General features: G+C 61.3%; 17 protein-coding genes, 1 pseudogene and 1 riboswitch. Of the genes and pseudogenes, 10 read left to right on the forward strand and 8 right to left on the reverse strand.

The window, feature by feature from the left end; genetic code table 11:
* Positions 1–31 precede the first annotated feature (31 nt).
* On the forward strand, positions 32–916 hold the full coding sequence (locus CAF76_RS18910; RefSeq protein ID WP_064600654.1) for a glycosyltransferase: 885 nt from the start codon (positions 32–34) through the stop codon (positions 914–916).
* A gap of 49 nt (positions 917–965) precedes the next feature.
* Here CAF76_RS18910 and CAF76_RS28870 read toward each other — a convergent pair.
* A pseudogene (locus CAF76_RS28870) lies at positions 966–1,094 on the reverse strand (acyltransferase); the annotation flags it as partial.
* Positions 1,095–1,152: 58 nt separating this feature from the next.
* Positions 1,153–3,015, reverse strand: a complete 1,863-nt coding sequence (locus CAF76_RS18920) for a bifunctional O-antigen ligase/aminoglycoside phosphotransferase family protein (RefSeq protein WP_085648055.1) — start codon at positions 3,013–3,015, stop codon at positions 1,153–1,155.
* A 154-nt stretch (positions 3,016–3,169) separates the two neighbouring features.
* Between CAF76_RS18920 and msbA the strand changes: the two genes are divergently transcribed.
* The 5 genes from msbA (at position 3,170) to CAF76_RS18945 (ending at position 9,199) form a co-directional block, all read left to right on the forward strand.
* Positions 3,170–4,972, forward strand: a complete 1,803-nt coding sequence (gene msbA / locus CAF76_RS18925; protein ID WP_064593039.1) for a lipid A export permease/ATP-binding protein MsbA — start codon at positions 3,170–3,172, stop codon at positions 4,970–4,972.
* Between the two features lie 200 nt (positions 4,973–5,172).
* Positions 5,173–6,594, forward strand: a complete 1,422-nt coding sequence (hldE, locus tag CAF76_RS18930) for a bifunctional D-glycero-beta-D-manno-heptose-7-phosphate kinase/D-glycero-beta-D-manno-heptose 1-phosphate adenylyltransferase HldE (protein ID WP_064593041.1) — start codon at positions 5,173–5,175, stop codon at positions 6,592–6,594.
* A 129-nt stretch (positions 6,595–6,723) separates the two neighbouring features.
* Positions 6,724–7,698, forward strand: coding sequence for a glycosyltransferase (locus CAF76_RS18935; RefSeq protein ID WP_064593047.1), 975 nt, complete (start codon positions 6,724–6,726; stop codon positions 7,696–7,698).
* Between the two features lie 15 nt (positions 7,699–7,713).
* The gene (locus CAF76_RS18940) at positions 7,714–8,385 is read left to right on the forward strand and encodes a hypothetical protein (RefSeq protein ID WP_236188600.1); all 672 of its coding nucleotides are present in this window, start codon (positions 7,714–7,716) and stop codon (positions 8,383–8,385) included.
* 13 nt (positions 8,386–8,398) lie between these two features.
* On the forward strand, positions 8,399–9,199 hold the full coding sequence (locus CAF76_RS18945) for a hypothetical protein (protein WP_085648056.1): 801 nt from the start codon (positions 8,399–8,401) through the stop codon (positions 9,197–9,199).
* Positions 9,200–9,203: 4 nt separating this feature from the next.
* On the opposite strand, the gene CAF76_RS18950 is transcribed toward CAF76_RS18945, so the two are convergent.
* The 4 genes from CAF76_RS18950 to CAF76_RS18965 all read right to left on the reverse strand — a co-directional run bounded on the left by CAF76_RS18950 (position 9,204) and on the right by CAF76_RS18965 (position 12,722).
* Positions 9,204–10,169: a hypothetical protein gene (locus CAF76_RS18950; RefSeq protein WP_064593054.1), complete on the reverse strand. Its 966-nt coding sequence runs from the start codon at positions 10,167–10,169 to the stop codon at positions 9,204–9,206.
* A 31-nt stretch (positions 10,170–10,200) separates the two neighbouring features.
* Entirely contained in the window at positions 10,201–11,013 is an 813-nt protein-coding gene (locus tag CAF76_RS18955; RefSeq protein ID WP_085648057.1) for an aldo/keto reductase, read from the reverse strand.
* Complete coding sequence (locus CAF76_RS18960) at positions 11,010–12,185, reverse strand: FAD-binding oxidoreductase (protein ID WP_085648058.1); 1,176 nt, start codon at positions 12,183–12,185, stop codon at positions 11,010–11,012. Before CAF76_RS18960 ends, CAF76_RS18955 begins: the two co-directional genes overlap by 4 nt.
* Positions 12,186–12,389: 204 nt before the next feature.
* Positions 12,390–12,722 (reverse strand): multidrug efflux SMR transporter, encoded by a 333-nt coding sequence (locus CAF76_RS18965; protein WP_007952237.1) that lies wholly within the window; start codon positions 12,720–12,722, stop codon positions 12,390–12,392.
* A 102-nt stretch (positions 12,723–12,824) separates the two neighbouring features.
* Here CAF76_RS18965 and CAF76_RS18970 point away from each other — a divergent pair, with 102 nt between their 5' ends.
* Together CAF76_RS18970 and waaA are read left to right on the forward strand one after the other, a co-directional pair.
* A complete protein-coding gene (locus CAF76_RS18970) occupies positions 12,825–13,727 on the forward strand; it encodes a LysR family transcriptional regulator (RefSeq protein WP_064593062.1) in 903 nt (300 codons plus the stop codon).
* 11 nt (positions 13,728–13,738) lie between these two features.
* On the forward strand, positions 13,739–15,019 hold the full coding sequence (gene waaA / locus CAF76_RS18975) for a lipid IV(A) 3-deoxy-D-manno-octulosonic acid transferase (protein WP_085648059.1): 1,281 nt from the start codon (positions 13,739–13,741) through the stop codon (positions 15,017–15,019).
* Positions 15,020–15,050: 31 nt separating this feature from the next.
* Here waaA and CAF76_RS18980 read toward each other — a convergent pair whose 3' ends face one another.
* Positions 15,051–16,484 (reverse strand): TolC family outer membrane protein, encoded by a 1,434-nt coding sequence (locus tag CAF76_RS18980; RefSeq protein WP_039766588.1) that lies wholly within the window; start codon positions 16,482–16,484, stop codon positions 15,051–15,053.
* Between the two features lie 196 nt (positions 16,485–16,680).
* Positions 16,681–16,786: riboswitch (TPP riboswitch) on the forward strand.
* A 146-nt stretch (positions 16,787–16,932) separates the two neighbouring features.
* Here CAF76_RS18980 and thiC point away from each other — a divergent pair.
* Positions 16,933–18,822 (forward strand): phosphomethylpyrimidine synthase ThiC, encoded by a 1,890-nt coding sequence (gene thiC, locus CAF76_RS18985; RefSeq protein WP_085648060.1) that lies wholly within the window; start codon positions 16,933–16,935, stop codon positions 18,820–18,822.
* 100 nt (positions 18,823–18,922) lie between these two features.
* Complete coding sequence (gene cytX / locus CAF76_RS18990) at positions 18,923–20,215, forward strand: putative hydroxymethylpyrimidine transporter CytX (protein ID WP_085648061.1); 1,293 nt, start codon at positions 18,923–18,925, stop codon at positions 20,213–20,215.
* Here the strand turns inward: cytX and CAF76_RS18995 are convergent.
* Complete coding sequence (locus CAF76_RS18995; protein ID WP_011332159.1) at positions 20,184–20,930, reverse strand: RsiV family protein; 747 nt, start codon at positions 20,928–20,930, stop codon at positions 20,184–20,186. The genes cytX and CAF76_RS18995 overlap by 32 nt on opposite strands.
* Between the last annotated feature and the right edge of the window lie 58 nt (positions 20,931–20,988).

Consider the following 20,988-nt stretch of genomic DNA (forward strand, 5'->3'; position numbering starts at 1 on the left):
CGAAGAAAGAGCCATGAGCGAGTCAGCAGCGATGAGCGATGCGCAACCCCTCGTCACCGTTATCATCGCGTCCTATAACCATGGGCCGTACATCGAGGAAAGCATCCTCAGCGTCATCAACCAGAGCTACCGGAACATCGAGCTGCTGGTGATCGACGACGGTTCGAAGGACGACAGCGTCGAGCGCATCAAGGCCTTGCAGGAAAAGCACGGCTTCGATTTCCGGGTGCAGCAGAACCAGGGCCTGACCAATACGCTCAATGGCGCGATCGCGCGGGCCAAGGGCAGCCTGATCGTGCCGTTCGGTTCCGACGACATCATGTACCCGGACCGGATCGCGACACAGGTCGCCTACATGGACGGCAAGCCGGAAGTGGGCATCTGCGCCGGCAACATCGAGTTGATGGATGCCGACGGCAATCTCTATCCGGAGAAGCGTCAGCGCCGGGACGTGCCGTTCCGGCGCCTGGATTTCGATGACATGTTTCTGGAGCGCAAGCCGTACCCGCCGGCGCCGACCCTGATGATCCGCCGCGAAGCACTGGACAAGGTGGGCGGGTTCGATCCGACGATTCGTCTGGAGGATCTGTACATCGAACTGAAAGTGACCCGCGCCGGGTACTTCATCGATGGGTTGAACGTGGTGATGGCGCGCTATCGCAAGCACGCCACCAACTCCTACAAGAACCACCGTTTCATGATCGAAAACATCCTGCGCACCTACGCGCGGTTCAGCGATCATCCGCTGTACGACGAAGTGCGCTACAAGTCGCTCAATTCGATGTTTCTGAAGACCGCCAACCGCGACCGCAAACTGGCGCGGGAGCTGCTGGCGCAGATTCCTTTCAAGGCCTGGAACAAGAAGACCTGGCGCGGGCTGGGCCGGTTACTGTTTTTGCCGCTGGAAAAAGACTGAGGTCGTTGTCGCTCGCACTCGGCGAGCGACTTTTTCCGCCAGTTGCTTGCACGAAGCCATGGAGCAGATAGGTGCTGTAGCTGATTTCCCTCAGCCAGCGGATGCTGCGTGGTTTCAAGGCACCGAACAAAGTGTTGTCAGAAGCCACGATCACGAAAAACAGCGACAGCAGAAACAGCGGCGGTGACGATGGCCGGCAGAGGCGGCCAGCGTAATGAACGGACTGGTCTGAATCATCAATGAACCCGAGCCGGCGCGTTGCCGGCCAGCACTTGCCTGTGCAGATTCTCTACGGCGGATTTCGACGCTGTTACGGCGTACCCCTGGAGCAGCGCCTCGAGGTGATCCTCGAACAGCCAGCGCTTGTCGACGGTGTAGCGTTGCATGTGGCGCAGATTACGCTGACGCAGTGACAGGCTGAGGGGCGAAGGGTAGATCCGCAGGTCGGCCAGATCGATCAGCCCGAACTCGCCATCCTCCAGCACCAGCACATTGCCCAGGTGCAGCGAGCGGAAATACACGCCTTGCTCATGCAGGCCGGCCATGAATTTGCCGAAACGTTCCACCAGCGCCTGTCGCACGGCTGGCGCGGTGATTCCCTGCAAGACCTGGCGCAGGGTGTGGCCCGGCAGCGGCGTGTAATGCACGGCGCTGCTGCCGTCGTCGAGGCGATACAGGTTCAGCACCTGGGGCGTGGGAATGCCCATTCGGCGCAATTGCTCGCTGTTGACGGCAAACCGCTCGGAATACGGATTGAAACTGCCCGAGGTGTACCAGCGGCGGCGGCGAAACAGCTTGAGAAAGCTGCCATCGGCCAGGCGCAGGACCTTCGGCCCGAGTCCGTCTTCCTCGATGACCTGGGCGCCGTGGCCGAGCTGTTGCAGAGCGGATGCCGAAAGCTTCTGTACCGGCATTGTCAAAAGACGTCGGGCCCGTTGATTGATGCTCAGGGCTGCAATCAGCGCCAAAGGAATCCACAGCAGGAACCAGTGCTCCTTGGGGCGCGAAATGATCCCGCCACCCTCGGTCAGCCCGGCACCGATGCCGAACACCAGCCAGGTCGAGGCGATGATCAGCAGCGGCTGCACGCGCTGGCGCCAACTGCTCAGCAAGCCCCAGGCCTGAAAGAACAGCCACGGCAGCATGCCGAGGATGCCGACGTAATAAAGCACGCCCAGCGCAAAGCTGTGGGGTTCCTGGAAGTTGTAACCGACACCCGGGTCAATCGCCAGTGTGGCGTTGTAGCCGTGGCCGATCCATGGGTGTTCGGCGATTTTTTCCAGGGCTTGCTGCCAGATTTCGAAACGGTAGGAGTCACCGCGTTCGATGATCATCTTCGAGAACAGCACCGACATGGTTGCGCCGCCGACCGCCAATGTCCCCAGCAGCACCAGCGAGCGACGGTTCCAGCAAATCAGGCTCAGCCACAATGCCGCCATGGTCAGCGCCACCAGCGGGGTACGCGAGCCGGTTCCGATCACGGCCATGAACATGATCAGCATCGCGGGAATGCTGAGCCAGTACAGCCGGCGATTCTTGCAGGTCATGCTCAGACTGAGCCAATAGGCGCAGAAAAATCCGAACAGATGGGAGCTGAGCAAAGGGTTGTCGAACGCGCCACCACCGATCAGGCGCTCGCCGGGTTCAGAGTGGAGCACGAATGGAATCAGGAAACTGATCGTTGCGACCAGGGCCACCAGCGCGGCGCCGAACAGCAATGGCGAAAGAATGTCGCTGCGGTAACGAACCAGCAGGAAACACCCGGCGAACAGCATCAGGGTATGCAGCGGAGGTTTGAACATGCCGCCTATCGGCTCGCCCTGCGGCCCCCAGCAAAGGCTCAGCAGTGCCCAGGCGGCAAACAGCAGCAACGCAATGAACACCGGCTCACGCAGCATTTCCTTGAGTTCCCGCGGGCGCAGGCACAGTGCAATCAGCGTCGGAATGCTGAACAAGCCGTAAAACAGCTTGTGATGAACACTGCGACCCGGCAGGAAAAACAGCGCGCACAAGAGCAGGAAGTAGCCGACGGGAAGTATCCACAGGCTGATGAAGTCGAAAATTCGATTGGACGTACTGCTGAAGCCGCGAAGTTGCATGCTGAGAGATTCAATCCTGAAGTTGATCGGCCATTTCGATGATGGCTATTTGACGCAGAAAAAGACGGCTAACAATAACAGCCTTTGGCCGATTGCCAGAACCCTGAAGAAGCTGTGCTAAAGTCAGCGTCCTTTTTATCGACTTTCGCGTGATATGACCGACTCCAGTCCCGCCGCAAGCCCTTCGAGCTTGAAAATCTACTTCCGCCTGCTCGGCTACGTCCGGCCGTACATCAGTCTGTTCCTGATCAGCATCGTCGGTTTTCTGATTTTCGCCTCGACCCAGCCGATGCTCGGCTACATCCTCAAGTACTTTGTCGACGGTCTGTCCAATCCCGAGGCGGTGCTGTTTCCCACCGTGCCTTACCTGCGGGATCTGCAACTGTTGCAGGCCGTACCGCTGCTGATCATCCTGATCGCCGCGTGGCAGGGGCTGGGATCCTATCTGGGCAACTATTTCCTGGCCAAGGTTTCGCTGGGCCTGGTGCACGATCTGCGGGTGCAGTTGTTCAACAACTTGCTGGTGCTGCCGAACCGGTATTTCGACAAGCATAACTCCGGTCATCTGATTTCGCGTATCACCTTCAACGTGACGATGGTCACGGGGGCGGCAACAGATGCGATCAAGGTCGTAATCCGTGAAGGCATGACGGTGATCTTCCTGTTCGCCTCCCTGCTGTTCATGAACTGGAAGCTGACGCTGGTGATGGTTGCGATTCTGCCGCTGATTGCCGTCATGGTGCGTACCGCGAGCAAGAAATTCCGCAAGCAGAGCAAGAAAATCCAGCTGGCCATGGGCGACGTGACGCACGTGGCGTCGGAAACCATCCAGGGCTATCGCGTGGTACGCAGCTTTGGCGGCGAAGCCTACGAGGAAAAGCGCTTCCTTGATGCCAGCCAGGGCAATACCGACAAGCAGTTGCGCATGACCCGCACCGGGGCCATCTATACGCCGCTGCTGCAACTGGTGATCTACAGCGCCATGGCGATCCTGATGTTCCTCGTGCTGTACCTTCGCGGCGACGCATCGGCCGGTGACATGGTCGCCTACATCACGCTCGCGGGCCTGCTGCCCAAACCGATCCGTCAGTTGTCCGAAGTCAGTTCGACCATCCAGAAAGGTGTGGCCGGGGCCGAAAGCATTTTCGAGCAACTGGACGTCGAGCCGGAAGTCGATACCGGCACGGTCGAGCGCGACTCGGTCAGCGGTCGCCTCGATGTACGCAACCTGAGCTTCACCTACCCGGGCACCGAGCGGCAGGTGCTCGATGACATCAGTTTCTCGGTCGAGCCGGGGCAAATGGTGGCGCTGGTGGGGCGTTCGGGCAGCGGCAAGTCGACCCTGGCCAACCTGATTCCGCGCTTCTATCACCACGACAAGGGCGAAATCCTGATCGACGGCGTGGAAGTCGAACAGTACAAGCTGCTGAACCTGCGCCGCCATATTGCCCAGGTCACCCAGCACGTCACGCTGTTCAGCGACACCGTAGCCAACAACATCGCCTATGGCGATCTGGCCGGGGCGCCGCGCGAAGACATCGAGAAAGCCGCGCGTGATGCCTACGCGATGGACTTCATTTCTCAGCTGCCTGAAGGCCTGGATACTCAGGTCGGCGAAAACGGCGTGCTGCTTTCCGGCGGCCAGCGCCAGCGTCTGGCGATTGCCCGTGCCTTGCTCAAGAACGCGCCGTTGCTGATTCTCGACGAGGCCACCTCGGCCCTCGACACCGAGTCCGAGCGACACATTCAGGCGGCGCTGGATCAAGTGATGAAGGGCCGCACCACGCTGGTGATCGCTCATCGCCTGTCGACCATCGAGAAGGCCGACCTGATTCTGGTCATGGACCAGGGCCGGATCGTCGAGCGCGGCACCCACGACAACCTGCTGGCACAGAACGGCTACTACGCGCGTCTCAACGCCATGGGTCTCGACGCTCCGGCCGAAGACATCGCCTGATCCGGCCTCGATAACGCCGGGCGCGCAATATGCGCCCGGCGTTTTTTCTCGCTGCACCGGTCTGTCGTCGGTTGAGAGCCTCCTTGCTTAAAAAATGCACAAAAAGGCCAGTGGTTTAATCCTGTTGCAGCCGCCGCACAAGCCTTCGCCAACCCTGTGTTAATATCGCGCCCCTGTTCATTTTGTATGTGGGTTGCTCCATGAAGTTGTCCATGCCGCGATTCGATCAAGCCCCTGTCTTGGTGGTCGGCGATGTCATGCTCGACCGTTACTGGCATGGTGGTACCTCACGGATTTCCCCTGAGGCGCCGGTTCCTGTCGTTAAAGTCGAGCAAATCGAAGACCGCCCGGGCGGTGCCGCCAACGTTGCCTTGAACATTGCCGCGCTGGGTGCGCCGGCGTCGCTGGTCGGTGTGACCGGTGACGACGAAGCCGCCGACAGCCTGAGCAACAGCCTCAAGGGTGCGGGCGTGCGAGCCTTGTTCCAGCGCATCGCGCACCAGCCGACCATCGTCAAGCTGCGGGTCATGAGCCGGCACCAGCAATTGCTGCGTATCGACTTCGAAGAACCGTTCGCCACCGACGCACTGGCCCTTGGCGCGCAGGTCGACGACCTGCTGGAAGGCATCAAGGTGCTGGTGCTGTCCGACTACGGCAAAGGTGCCCTGAAAAACCATCAGGCGCTGATCCAGGCTGCGCGTGCCAAAGGCATTCCGGTGCTGGCCGACCCGAAGGGCAAGGATTTCTCGATCTACCGTGGCGCGAGCCTGATCACCCCGAACCTCAGCGAATTCGAAGCCATCGTCGGCGGTTGCGCCGATGAGCACGAGCTGGTGGCCAAGGGCGCGACGCTGATGCATGACCTGGATCTCGGCGCGCTACTGGTCACCCGTGGCGAACACGGCATGACCCTGTTGCGTCCGGATCATCCGGCGCTGCATTTGCCTGCGCGGGCCCGTGAAGTGTTCGACGTGACCGGTGCCGGCGACACGGTGATTTCCACCCTGGCGGCCGCGATTGCCGCTGGCGAAGAACTGCCGCACGCGGTAGCGCTGGCCAACCTGGCGGCGGGCATCGTGGTCGGCAAGTTGGGTACGGCGGCGATCAGCGCCCCGGAACTGCGTCGCGCCATTCAGCGTGAAGAAGGTTCCGAGCGCGGTGTGTTGGGCCTGGAGCAGTTGCTGCTCGCGGTGGCCGATGCCCGTGCACACAACGAAAAAATCGTTTTCACCAATGGCTGCTTCGACATCCTGCATGCCGGTCATGTGACCTACCTGGAGCAGGCGCGGGCTCAAGGCGATCGTTTGATTGTCGCGGTCAACGACGATGCTTCGGTCAGCCGCCTCAAGGGGCCTGGCCGTCCGATCAACAGCGTCGACCGGCGCATGGCTGTGCTGGCGGGGCTTGGGGCGGTGGACTGGGTCATCAGTTTCCCTGAAGGCACGCCAGAAAACCTGCTGCGTGAGGTCAAGCCGGACGTGCTGGTCAAGGGCGGGGATTATGGGATTGACCAGGTGGTCGGCGCCGACATCGTGACGGCTTATGGCGGCACCGTGAAAGTGCTGGGACTGGTGGAAAACAGTTCGACGACCGCGATTGTCGAAAAAATCCGCAGTCGTTGATAGATGGATCCTTATCGTTTTGTACTGCGTGTGAACGGATTTTGCCTTGGGGATCTAACCGTTTCCGTTGATGTTGGCAGGTTTGAATCCGCTGCGCTTGCCTGCTTACGTCGTGTGGTCATTTAACCTATGAAAGTCATGCTCCTGGTGATGAACGAACAGCGGGTCATTCTCGACCGGCTCTACGACATCGTGCAGCAGAACTGTGATGAATGCGTCATCTATCGACTCAGCAAACAGCAACAGATGAACCTGGGGCCTTTTTTGGCCTCGGTTGATTACCAGACCTTTGATCGTGTCGTGATCTTCTCCAGGGTCAAGCGCCTGGTCCCGCAGTTGCGGGTGCTCAAGTGCATTCCCGGGCTGGTCTTTCTCGAACACGACGCCTACCAGAACTACATGCCCGCCAGTAAATATCGTGGCGTTTATTCGCGTCTCTACAGGCGCCTGCCGAGTTGCCGGGCGCTGGTATCCGGGGCGGTGGTCGCACGCAAGATGCTTGCTGAAGGCATCGACACGGTGTTCGTCTCCAAGGGTTATGACGAGCAGATGCTGCGCAACACCGGGTCCGAGCGCGACATTCCCATCGGTTTTCTCGGCAGCCTGAAGAGCACCGAGTACGCCCAGCGCAAGGCTCTGCTCGAATCGCTGGCGCAGCGTACCGGTATGCTGGTGACCCGCACCCGCTCCGGCTCCGAATACCTGGAAACGCTCAATCGCATCAAGATTTTCGTCAGCGCCGACATCGGCATGAACGAGTTCATGATCAAGAATTACGAAGCCATGGCCTGCGGTTGTGTGCTGCTGGCCTGGAGTCAGGGCGAAGAAGACAAGTTGCTCGGTTTCGAAGACATGCACAACACCGTGTTCTATCGCAGCGAAGACGAGGCGGTGGAAAAGATCAAACTGTTGCAGGGCGATCCGGAGCTGTCGCAGCGTATCGCCAGCAATGGTCAGGCCTTTGCAGAAAGTCGCTATTCTTTCGCCCGTGTCGGCCAGGCCCTCGCCACTGAAATACAGCGCGAGATGCGCCCATGGCAGCCGCCGTCAGCATTCACGCGGTTCTGGGTGAAACTGCGTTTCGGCATGAAGGTGCCGGTCTGAATGAAGGATGAACACATGGCGCTGGATGCGCTCCCCGGCGGTAACCAGTCGGTGCTGGGCGCGTTGCCCGAGCCATTGCGCGAATGCCTGAGCCGCGCGCACCGGGTCGTCCTGATCGCGAATAACCCGGCCATCACGGCGGCGGATTTTCAGGCACTGAATATCAGCGCCAATGACGTCGTCGTCAGTTTCAACACCTGCATCAAGGCGCCGCTGCTCAACGAGCAAAGCTTGAACGTCTTCGTGCATGGCTATAACGCGCCGGACGCCTATTTTTTTGGTCTGCCTTACGGCCCGGACGTGCAACGGTTGTTCGAGCATGCGGGCGAGCGTTGTTTCACCATGCTGGTCGGCTGCGCCGCACCGATGTGTCCGTTGCCACGGGTGGCCATGTATTGGGATCGCATCCCGCTGCCGCCCCTGTGGAACTATCCGGTCGACCGTCCGGGCGGCAAGCGCTACGTTGGGCCTTCGACCGGTTTCAATACGCTGGTGGTATTAGACTGGTTGCGCGGTCACGCCGGTTATTCCTATCAGCTCATGACCCTGGGGTTTTCCAACGAATCGGGGAAACTGTGGGGTGGGCATGCCTGGGATTACGAGCGCGACTGGCTGCAGCAGTCGGACGTCATTGTGGTGCCTTTGCAACCCCGTCGCTGGTGGCAAAAGCTCTTTCGCCAAAAATAAAAGGTGCTGTTGAGTGTTGAAAATTGCCGTCGCTTTTTTCGGGATCCCGAGAAATTCGCAGATTTGCTTCCCTTCCATTGAACAGAACGTTCTGGCGCAGTTTCCGGCGGGCAGCGACGTACAGTGCTTCTATCATTTGTACAAAATCGATGAAGTACAGAACTTGCGCTCAGGCGAAAAAGGCGAGTTGGCGGCTGACAACTATCAGCCGTTCGAATCGATGATCGGGGCCCTGACTTCGACTGACGGGGTGCTGGAGCGTTGGGATTTCGAGCAGGTCAAAGCGCAGGGCGATACCTGGGCCGATGACTATGCGTCGCTGCGCAACCTGATCTATCAGCTCAATTCACTGCACACCGTGACCAGCATGATCGAAACCTTCAATCCCGATTTCGTCGTGTTCGTGCGCCCGGACATTTTCTTCCACAACCCGCTGCCCGCCTATGTCTTCAATCATCCAGAGGCTCGGAGGCACTCTGCCTACATTCCGGACTGGCAGTGGTGGGGCGGGTTGAACGACCGCTTTGCCATTTGCGGGCGCGATACCTATGTCGCCTATGGCAAGCGGATCGAGCGCATTTTCCAATTCTGCAAAGCGACGGGAAGAAAGCTGCACTCCGAGCGCTTGCTCAAGTACGCGCTACAGCAGACCGGTGCCAAAGTCTGCACGCTACCGACCCAAGCCTCTCGGGTGCGAATCACCGGCGCTTTTGCCGAAGAGTCGTTTTCGCCCAAGCGCGGCATGGGCAAGCGTGAAAACCGTTATTTCCATTTCTTCGCGACCTTGCGCACCTGGATCGATCGTCGGCGCTAATCGGCTATTTGCTCGCGCGTTTCTTGCCAATACCAACCAGACGCAGCGCCTTCAGACTCAATTGCTTGAGTCCCGCGCGAGGGGGCTTCGCCGGTTGCAGGCCCTGTTGCACGACCCAATCTTTCCAGCGAATCCGCTCTTCACGCACGACCCAGCCCGTCTGGGTCGCAAAGCTTTCGGCCAGATATAGCCCGCGGGTGCTGGCCGGCAGGAGCTTGTCGCGCTTGAGGGTATACAGCTCGGCCAAGGGCGCGCCGTCCTTGAGCGGCATCAGGTAGAGATCGGGGCGCTTGCGGTCGAGCCGAGCCACCAGTTGATCTCCCTCCAGACGCTCGTCGACGTGGAACAGGCTCAGGGATTTTGCCTCCTTGGGCACGTCCAGCCGCAAGTCGTAGATCAATTGCAGGGACGCGGTCGGCAAGTGCACGTAGGCCCGTGGCCGTTCGAGCAATTGCAGATTGGCGCAGCGCACCGGCCGCGCCGAGCCGGACAACGGCGTCAGGCGAAAGGGCAGGGCCTCGCGATAATGCAGCGCCGATGCGTACGGCGCCGGCAGCCAGGTGTCGTTGAAACGCCCGCCGAGCCAGCCTTCCGGGGTTTCCAGCAGGCACTCCTCGGCGATTTCCTGAATCGCCGTGTGCAGTGGGATATTCAGCTCATGGGCTGGCACGTAGCCGGAAATCAGTTTGAGCACCACGTCGCCGCGATCCTGCCGGCGCTGGCGTACCAGCACCCAATAATCGCGATTCTGCCAGTGCAGGGTCAGGCGCACCGAGACGCCGAGGTTGGCCAGTTCCAGCGCAAAACGCTCGGCATCGGCCACGCTCACCGGTTTGCGCCGCTGCAGGGTCTGGGCGAAATTCAGCGGCATGCCCACGCTCTGGTAGGTCAGGCCTTCCGGGGTGGCTTCGACGAACAGCGGCAGCGTCTTGAAGTTGCTCGGGTTCTTTCTGATGAGCGTACGCGGCATGTCGGCTCCTGCTTAAGGCCGCGAGGCGGCGTCATTGTCCACGTAGGACCTGGGCAACGGTCGCAACGTTGTGGGCGAGGTGCAGCGGATTGATGGTCCCGACGATGGCACTGGCCACACCGGGCTGGGCGAACAGCAACTCGAAGCTGGCACGCACCGGGTCCACGCCGGAACTCAGGCACACATGACCGCTGGCCAGGGCCTTCTTCACCAGAATGGCTTTACCGTGGGCAGCAGCATAGTCAATGACCGCCTTCTCATTTTGTTCGTTCAGATTGTAGGTGACCATCGCGCAGTCGCCTTGCTCCAGTGCTTTCAAACCACCATCGACCGTCTTGCCGGAGAAACCGAAGCCGCGGATCTTGCCCTCGGCCTTCAGTGCGGCGAGGGTTGCGTAGACTTCGCTGTCGTTGAGAATCGCCAGATCGTTGCCGTCGGAGTGCACCAGCACCAGGTCGATAAAATCGGTTTCAAGACGTTGCAGGCTGCGCTCCACCGACATCCGGGTGTGAGCGGCGCTGAAATCGTGGGTCGATTGGCCGTCGACAAATTCTTCGCCGACCTTGCTGACGATCACCCAGTCCTGACGCTCGCCGCGCAGCAGCGGGCCGAGGCGTTCTTCGCTGCGGCCATAGGCTGGCGCAGTATCGATCAGGTTGATACCCAGCTGGCGCGCCTGCTTGAGCAACATACGCGCGGCGTCGTCGTCGGGGATCTGGAAGCCGTTGGGATATTTCACGCCCTGGTCGCGGCCAAGTTTGACGGTGCCCAGGCCCAGCGGCGAGACCAGCAGCCCGGTGCTGCCCAGCGGGCGATGCAAATCGTGCAGGGTCGGCAGGCTCATGGCAGCAGTTGCTCCCAGGCGGGAACGCCCATCGGTGGTTTTGGCAGCTCGGGCAACGGAGCTGCGTGGCTTGGCTGGATGCCGTCGCGTTCCAGGGAGGCAATCACCCGGTCAGCGAAGTCCGGGGCCAATGCGAGCTTGGTTGGCCAGCCGACCAGCAGGCGACCTTCTTCGGCGAGGAACGCGTTGTCCGGACGGGTCAGGCCGGTTTGCAACGGTTCGGCACGATCGACGCGCAGGGTGGCCCATTGCACGGTGCTCAGGTCGATCCAGGGCAGCAGCTGTGCGATTTCCTTTTGTGCAGTGGCGATCTGCTCGGCCGGCTCACGGGCCACGCCTTCGGATTCGGCAATGTCGCCGCCCAGATACCAGACCCACTGACCGTCAGCGGCCGGGTGGGTGGTCACGGTGATGCGCGGTTTGGTGCCGCCACCGAGGCAGTGCGCGTACAGCGGCTTCAGGCCAGGGCCCTTGGCGATGATCATGTGCAGCGGCCGGCGTTGCATCGCCGGATGAGTCAGGCCCAAGGCACTCAGCAGGTCGGCAGTACCGGCGCCGGCGCTGAGGACAATGCGCTGGGCGCGGATCTCGCGGCCATCGACTTTCAGACCGACCAGCACACCGCTTTCCAGTAACGGCTCGATGCCGTGGCCGGCGAGCAGACCGTCGCCCGACAAATCCGCCAGACGCTGAATCAGGCTCGGCACGTCGATCACCAGTTCGGCGAGGCGGTAGACCTTGCCCTTGAAGCGCTTGTCTTGCAGGGCCGGTGGCAGTTGATCGCCCTTGACCTGATCGACCCGGCCACGCACCGCTTTGCTGGCGAAGAAACTGGTCAGATTGCCGGCCAGGGTGCCCGGCGACCACAGGTAGTGGGCCTCGGACAGCAGGCGCACGCCGGTCAGGTCCAGTTCGCCGTTGCCGGCCAGGGCTTCACGCCAGCGGCGCGGCATGTCGGCGATGGCTTCCGAGGCGCCGGTCAGCGCACCGTGCAGCGCGTACTTGGCGCCGCCGTGGATGATGCCCTGGGATTTCACACTCTGCCCGCCGCCGAGGCTGGCGCTTTCCACCAGCACGGTCGAGAAACCCTGGCGACGCAGGCGCGCGTTCAGCCAGAGACCGGCGACACCCGCGCCGACAATCAGCACGTCGGTGGAAATTGGAGATGGCATGCAACGACCTCAGTGTTCAAGACGAGGGCGCAGTATACAGACTCGGGGAAAAGGGGATTTGTCGATGATCAACAGAGGGGGAGGTGTCGGACAATGTGGGAGCGGGCTTGCTCGCGAAATCGGTCTATCAGTTAACAACAATGTTGCCTGACACACCGTCTTCGCGAGCAAGCCCGCTCCCACAGGGGGTTATGCATTAATCAGTTAATGGCCGGCGGTTTTGGAAAAGAGTTGAATCACCACTACACCGAGCACGATCAGCGCCATTCCGAGCATCGCCGGGATATCCAGCTTCTGCCCGTAGATGAACAGCGCCGCAACACTGACCATCACGATGCCCATGCCGGCCCATACCGCGTAGGCCACGCCCACCGGCACGCTGCGCACCACCAGAGTCAGCATCCAGAACGCAATGGCGTAGCCGACGATGACCAGCACCAGTGGCAATGGCGTGCTGAAGCCTTTGACGGCTTTCATCGAAACGGTCGCGATCACTTCGGCACAGATGGCGATGGCCAGGTAGACGTAAGCGTTCATGTTCAAATCCTCGTGTGTAGCATTGCTTTCTGAGGCGGCATTCTAGTGACTCCCCAGATGGGGTAAAGTCATTACCTATCTGTTTACAAGATGGGTTGGCCGATGAGCATGCAGTGGAATCTGGAGCAGTTGCGGGTGTTCGTCGCGGTGGCCGAACAGCGCTCGTTTTCCGCCGTGGCGCGTCAGCAGCGCAAGGCGCAGTCGGCGATCAGCAGCGCGATTGCCATGCTCGAGGACGACCTCGGTGTCAGTCTGTTCGAGCGTAGCAGTGGTCGCCAGCCGAGTCTTACCGAAGCAGGGGAGGCGTTGCTGGAGGAGGCGCGTGAAGTGTTGCGCCAGTGCGAGCGCCTGAACGGCCGGGCCGTGGCCATGATGCGCGGGCAGGAGGCGCAGTTGCGGGTGGCACAGGACGAAGCGATGCCCTATCAGGCGCTGGTGGAAAGCTTCGCCGCGCTGGCCGAGCAATTCCCGAGCCTGGAAGTCCAACTGACCAGCGCCGCCCAAGGTGAGGTTTCGCGCAAACTGGTGGAGCGCCGGGCCGATCTCGGGCTGTTGTTCTATCACGATGAAATTCCTGAAGCGCTGGAGCGCCGGGTGCTGGGCAGTGTGGAAATGGTCACCGTCTGCGGCGTCAACCATCCCTTGGCAGCGCAGGCTTACGTCACCTGCCAGCAATTGGCGCAGCATCGGCAGTTGTTGATGTCGACCCAGACCAGTATTTATCCCGGCAATGAACCGGCCAGTCCGCAGGTCTGGCGCGCCGACAGTTTCTACGTGATGGCTGAATGGCTGGTGCGCGACCTCGGCTGGGCCTGGCTGCCGCGCCACGTGGTGCAGTACTCGGCGTATCAGGGCCTGATGGTGGAACTGGACAGCGAATGGACGCCGCCGGCGCTGGTGGTGGAACTGGTCTGGCGCCGTGATGAACCGCTCGGGCCGGCGGCGCGTTGGCTGGCGGAGCGATTTGCCATACACCTGCGGGCGATCGGCGGCAAAAGCCGATAAACTCCGCCGCCATGAATAGAACTCTCTACACCGCGCTGTTTTACCTGGGGCTGCCATTGGTGGCGATTCGGCTGTGGCTGCGTTCGCGCAAGGCGCCGGCGTATGCCAAGCGGATTGGCGAACGTTTCTCCTATGGCCTGCCGACCTTGCAGCCCGGAGGTATCTGGGTTCACGCCGTGTCGGTGGGCGAAAGCATCGCCGCCGCGCCGATGATTCGCGCGCTGCTGCAACGTTATCCACAGCTGCCGATCACCGTGACCTGCATGACGCCGACCGGGTCGGAACGCATTCACGCAATGTTCGCCAACGAGCCACGCATCCAGCACTGCTACTTGCCCTACGACTTGCCCTGCGCGGCGGCGCGTTTCCTGGATCGCGTACAGCCGAAACTGGCAGTGATCATGGAAACCGAACTGTGGCCCAACCACATTCACCAATGCGCCAAACGCGGGATTCCGGTGGCATTGGCCAACGGACGCCTGTCCGAGCGTTCGGCCAAAGGCTATGGCCGCTTCAGCAAACTGACCGCGCCGATGCTCGCCGAAATGAGTCTGTTCGCCGTGCAGACCGAAGCCGAAGCCCAGCGCTTCCGCGATCTCGGTGCGCGCCCGGAAACAGTCGAAGTCACCGGCTCGATCAAGTTCGACCTGACCATCGACCCGCAACTGTTGAAGCGTGCCCATGAATTGCGCGGTCAGTGGCAGGCGCTGGAGCGCCCGGTGTGGATCGCTGCCAGCACCCATGAAGGCGAAGACGAGGTGGTGCTGAATGCTCACCGTCGTTTGCTGGCCAACCATCCCGATGCGCTGCTGATTCTGGTGCCGCGCCATCCGGAGCGTTTCAACTCGGTGTTCGAGTTGTGCCAGCGTGAAGGTTTTGCCACGGTGCGTCGTTCCACTGGCGCGAGCGTCGATGCGCAGACTTCGGTGCTGCTCGGCGACACCATGGGTGAGCTGCTGTTTCTATACGCATTAGCCGACAGCGCGTTCGTCGGCGGCAGTCTGGTAGCCAACGGCGGGCACAACCTGCTGGAGCCGGCAGCGCTGGCGAAACCGGTGATCAGCGGCCCGCATCTGTTCAATTTCCTCGACATCGCCGCGCAACTGCGCAGCGCCGGGGCCTTGGCCGAGGTGGATGACGCCGAAGGTCTGGCGACAGAGGTGCAGCGTCTGTTCGAACTGCCGCGCGACGCACAGCGCATGGCCGACGCCGGGCTGAGCGTGATGCGCCGCAATCAGGGCGCGTTGCAGCGTTTGCTCGATGGCCTGGGAAGGTTGATCGACCGCCCATAAAAAACGCAGCCTCAGGGCTGCGTTTTTTTGTTCAAGGCCGGGCCTTTAGCTGGGCTTCGGCAGCCTTGGCCAGATCCGGCGGCAGGAAATCCTTGTCCGGGTTGTAGTCGGCTTTCAGATAACGCGTCAGATCCTGCAAGTCACCCGGGTTCAACGTCCCCGCTGCCTGCTTCAAGCGCAGGTTGTCGAGGATGTAGTCGTAGCGGGTGTTGTTGTAGTTGCGCACCGAGGTGTAGAGCTGACGCTGGGCGTCGAGCACGTCGACGATGTTGCGCGTCCCCACCTGATAACCGATTTCCGTGGCTTCCACCGCGCTCTGGTTGGAGATGATCGACTGGCGGCGCGCCTGCACCTGCTCGACGTCGGTGTTCACCGCGCGGTGCAGGTTGCGGGTGTTCTCCACCACTTGCCGGCGCAGGCCTTCACGCTGCTGCTCGGTCTGGTCCAGCCGTGAGTACGACTCGCGCACTTGCGAGCTGGTCAATCCGCCGCTGTAGATCGGGATGTTCAGTTGCAGGCCCACGGTGCTCTGCTCGACGTTGCCACTGTACGGCGTACCGAACGCGTTCGGGTTGGAGAAGCCGAGGGCGTCGTTGTCGCCTTTCTCGTATTTGGCCACCGCGTCGAGGGTCGGCAGGTGGCCGGCCTTGCGCTGTTTCAGGGTCTGTTCGGCGGAGCTGACCGCGTAGTTGCTGGCCAGCAGATTGAGGTTCTGTTTCGCGGCGGTATCGACCCAGGCCTTGGCGTCGTTCGGCGCCGGCGGCAGGATCGGCAACGTGTGGACGATGCCCTGGATCGAGTTGTACTGGCGGTTGGTCAGGGTGATCAGCGCTTGGAACGCATCATCGACCTGACGCTGGGCGACGATGCGGTTGGCCCGCGCGGTGTCGTAGCTGGCTTGCGATTGCAGCACGTCGGTCTTGTCCGACAAGCCCACGTCGAAGCGCTCGTTGGACTGGTCGAGCTGGCGCTTGAACGCGGCTTCCTCGGCCTTGGTCGAGGCCAGGTTGTCCTGGCTGCGCAGCACGTTGAAGTAGCTTTCGGCGGTTTGCAGGATCAGGTTCTGCTCGGTGGCCGAGAGTTGCAGCGCGGCCTGCTCGTTGACGTCCTTGGCGGCCTGGTACTGGAACCAGCGATCGGCGCGGAACAGCGGTTGCGCCAGCGTCGCCTGATAGGAGTGCGCGCTGCGATTGGCGATGGCCGAGGGCTGGTCGATCGAAGTGCGCACGTTGGCGACTTCAGCGCCGCCGGACAGGTTCGGCAGCAGCCCGGCGCGGGCCTGGGGCACCACTTCTTTCTGCGCACCGTACTGGGCGCGGGCAGCGGCCAGGTCGGCGTTGTTGTCGACCGCTTCCTGGTAGACGCTGACCAGATCGGTTCTGGTCGATAAAGGCGCTTCTGCTGCCCAGGCCGTTGCGGTGGACGCACAAGACACGGCGACAGCCAGTGAGAGTTTGCGCAGCATGAGGCGATCCCTAGCATGAATATTATGGAAATAATCCGGGCGCCAAAGGTAAGGCGCGGCCCATGCAGCGTCAAGGCGCGGCATGGCGTAGCGAGTGTAGTAGCGCCGACGGCAGGCAACAATCTGCCAATTGCGCCATTCATCATGGTGTTTGCCACGGTGTTGGCGTTCTTTGCCGGTTGTGTCTAGACTGGCCGGGTTCTTGTCGGGGTGCCTTGCTATGAGGCTGAGATCGAATAATTTCGGATCCCGTTGAACCTGATCAGGTTAGCGCCTGCGTAGGGAACAAGATTTCTCGTCACCCGGCGAGTCCTCTTGTGCTTCGTCCGGGATATTGTTCGACAATCGAACGCTCGACGACGATGCACAGCACCAGTCCTGGTGCGTCCGTGCCTTTCAGGTTCTGCTCCGACAATCCACTGCCTGGATGCTGTCTGGAGAGCCCGTGATGACTACAAAATCTAAAAGCGCGATCAACCTGAGTGACTCGGCCAAGGTCGACGAGCAGTCGGTTCAACCGTTCACCCGTTCGCAAAAAGTCTACGTTCAGGGCTCCCGCCCGGACATCCGCGTGCCGATGCGCGAAATTACCCTTGATGTGACCCCGACCGACTTCGGCGGCGAAATCAACGCGCCGGTCACCGTCTACGACACCTCGGGCCCGTACACCGATCCGAACGTGGTGATCGACGTGCGCAAAGGTTTGGGCGACGTGCGCTCGGCATGGATCGACGACCGTGGCGACACCGAGCGTCTGCCAGGCCTGAGCTCGAATTTCGGTCAGGAACGCCTGGCCGATCCAGAGCTGACCAAGCTGCGTTTCGCCCACGTCAATAACCCGCGCCGCGCCAAGGCCGGGGCCAACGTCAGCCAGATGCACTACGCGCGCAAAGGCATCATCACCGCCGAGATGGAATACGTCGCCATCCGCGAAAACATGAAGCTGCAAGAGGCCCGCGCCGCCGGTCTGTTGAAGCAGCAGCACGCCGGCCACAGCTTCGGCGCGAGCATTCCGAAAGAAATCACCCCTGAGTTCGTGCGCGAAGAAATCGCCCGTGGTCGCGCAATCATTCCGGCCAACATCAACCACGTCGAACTCGAGCCGATGATCATTGGCCGCAACTTCCTGGTGAAGATCAACGGCAACATCGGCAACAGCGCGCTGGGTTCGTCCATCGAAGAAGAAGTGGCAAAACTGACCTGGGGCATTCGCTGGGGCTCGGACACCGTGATGGACTTGTCCACCGGCAAACACATTCACGAAACCCGCGAGTGGATCATCCGCAACTCGCCGGTTCCGATCGGCACCGTGCCGATTTATCAGGCACTGGAAAAAGTGAATGGCGTCGCCGAAGACCTGACCTGGGAGCTGTTCCGCGACACGCTGATCGAGCAGGCCGAGCAGGGCGTCGACTACTTCACCATCCACGCCGGCGTGTTGCTGCGCTACGTGCCGCTGACCGCCAAGCGTGTGACCGGCATCGTGTCCCGTGGCGGTTCGATCATGGCCAAGTGGTGCCTGGCGCACCACAAAGAGAACTTCCTCTACACCCACTTCGACGAAATCTGCGAAATCATGAAGGCCTACGACGTCAGCTTCTCGCTGGGCGACGGCCTGCGTCCGGGCTCGATTGCCGACGCCAACGACGAAGCGCAATTCGGCGAACTGGAGACCCTCGGCGAGCTGACCAAGATCGCCTGGAAGCACGACGTGCAATGCATGATCGAAGGCCCCGGCCACGTGCCGATGCAGTTGATCAAAGAGAACATGGACAAGCAGCTGGAGTGCTGCGACGAGGCGCCGTTCTACACCCTCGGCCCGCTGACCACCGACATCGCACCGGGTTACGACCACATCACCTCGGGTATCGGTGCGGCGATGATCGGCTGGTTCGGTTGCGCCATGCTCTGCTACGTGACGCCGAAGGAACACCTGGGTCTGCCGAACAAGGATGACGTGAAGACCGGGATCATCACCTACAAGATCGCGGCCCATGCGGCGGATTTGGCCAAAGGGCACCCGGGCGCGCAGATCCGCGACAACGCCTTGAGCAAGGCGCGTTTCGAATTCCGCTGGGAAGACCAGTTCAACCTCGGTCTGGACCCGGACACCGCGCGTTCGTATCACGATGAAACTCTGCCGAAGGACTCGGCGAAGGTCGCGCATTTCTGCTCGATGTGCGGGCCGAAATTCTGCTCTATGAAGATCACTCAGGAAGTCCGCGAATACGCGGCCAACCAGCGGATCGACGCGGTCGACGTGGACGTCGCCCAGGGCCTGGCGGAACAGGCCGAGCGGTTCAGGAAGGAAGGCAGTCAGCTGTACAAAAAAGTTTGATCCCGCACTGATCGTTCCCACGCGGACGGTTCGACGCCTCGACGTGGGAACGATCACAACGGGTCAGCACAACAACAAATGTCCCTCTGAGATAACACCCTTGAGCATTCAACCCGGTACTTATTCCCCCGACCTCGCCGTGCCCGCCAACCAGCGTGTGTTCGGCGGTCGCGATCTGTTTTCCCTGTGGTTTTCCCTCGGCATCGGCCTGATGGTGTTGCAGACCGGCGCGTTGCTGGCGCCGGGGCTGGGCCTGTCGGGATCGCTGCTGGCGATTTTCCTCGGCACCCTGGTCGGCGTCCTGTTGCTGGCCGCCGTTGGCGTGATAGGCAGTGACACCGGCCTGTCGTCGATGGCCGCGCTGAAACTCAGCCTCGGCAGCAAAGGCGCGAGCCTGCCGGCGCTGCTCAACCTGCTGCAACTGATCGGTTGGGGTTCGTTCGAAATCATCGTCATGCGCGACGCCGCCAGCCTGCTCGGCACCCGTGCGTTCAGCGAAGGTTCGCTGTGGGCCAGTCCGATGCTGTGGACGCTGTGCTTTGGCGCATTGGCGACATTGCTCGCGGTCAGCGGGCCGTTGACGTTCGTGCGCAAGATTCTGCGCAAGTGGGGCATCTGGCTGATTCTGGCCGCGTGCATCTGGCTGACCTGGAACCTGTTCGCCAAGGCTGACCTCGCCGCCTTGTGGGCACAGGCCGGGGATGGCTCGATGCCGCTCGCCGTGGGCTTCGACATCGCCATCGCGATGCCGCTGTCGTGGCTGCCGCTGATTGCCGACTACTCGCGTTTCGGCAAACGGGCGAAGAATGTGTTCGGTGGCACCGCCATCGGTTTCTTCATCGGCAATTTCTGGCTGATGAGTCTTGGCGTCGCCTACACCCTGGCCTTTGCGCCAAGCGGTGAAGTCAACGCGCTGCTGCTGGCACTGGCCGGCGCCGGTCTGGGGATTCCGCTGTTGCTGATTCTGCTGGATGAGTCGGAGAACGCTTTCGCCGACATTCACTCGGCAGCGGTGTCCAGCGGGATTCTGTTGCGTCTGAAAGTCGAGCATCTGGCGTTGGCCATTGGTGTGATCTGCACCCTGATTGCCTTGCTCGCGCCGTTGGCGCAGTACCAGAACTTCCTGCTGCTGATCGGCTCGGTGTTCGCGCCGCTGTTCGGCGTGGTGCTGGTGGATCACTTCATCCTGCGCAAGCGCAGTGCCCAAGTGGCGTCGGCCGCCTTGCGCTGGCCGGCACTATTGGCCTGGCTGGGTGGCATCAGCACCTATCACTTGCTGGCCAATCTGTATCCGGATGTCGGCGCGACCCTGCCGGCGCTGGTGCTGGCAGGGCTGCTGCAACTGGTGCTCGGCCAGGCTTTCAGTTACGGCCGGGAAACAGCTCGGGCTTGAGAATGCCGTTCAGGCGCGGGTAAGGGATCTTCAGTTCGACGTGGCCCAGCGCATAAGGCGCGATGGTGGTCACGTCGTATTTGAGGATCACGCCGCCGTAGGTCAGCGCCACGTTCGGGGTTTTGACGAACGGCCAGCTCTTCACGAATTCCGGTTCCTGATCGAGCTTGGTGCTGATCAGCCAGCTGTTGTGCGCCACTTGCGCCGCTTTCCAGAACGCCTCTTCCTGACCCGGAAGCAACATGTCCGCCAGGGTCAGCACCTTGTGCTGCTGACGTGAATAGTTGATGAAACCGCGTCCCGGCGTACCGTGGGCACCGCCAGTGTCCAGGTAGCTCGAGGTTTCGATGATCACCAGACCGTCATGCTGCTCGCGTACTTTCGCCTGCAGATAGCTGCTGTTGCGCGGGCCGGCGTTGGCCAGGAACTGCTCGCGATACGCTGCCAGCGTTGGTGCTACCGGGGCGTTCGGCGCGGTGCGGGTCATTTGCAGCAAGCGTTTTTCGATGATGCCGTCCAGCGCCGGTTCTGCCGGGAAGCGCAACGTATCGATGTTCACCAGCGGACAGTCCTGGTTGGAACAGCCGGGTTTCAGCGTTTCCGAGGCGTCGCGGGTGGTTTCCAGCGGCGTGCGATAGTTGGGCTGGAACAGGCTGGCGCAGGCGCCCAGGGTCAGGGCGATGGCGGCCACGGAGGCAATTTTGAAAAGCGACATGGGCGTCCTTTCTGAAGCAGGGGAAGGCAAAAAGTTACCGCTTCGACTCTCAACGAAG

Source organism: Pseudomonas sp. B40(2017) (assembly GCF_002112855.1).
Classification (GTDB): Bacteria; Pseudomonadota; Gammaproteobacteria; order Pseudomonadales; family Pseudomonadaceae; genus Aquipseudomonas; species Aquipseudomonas pharyngis.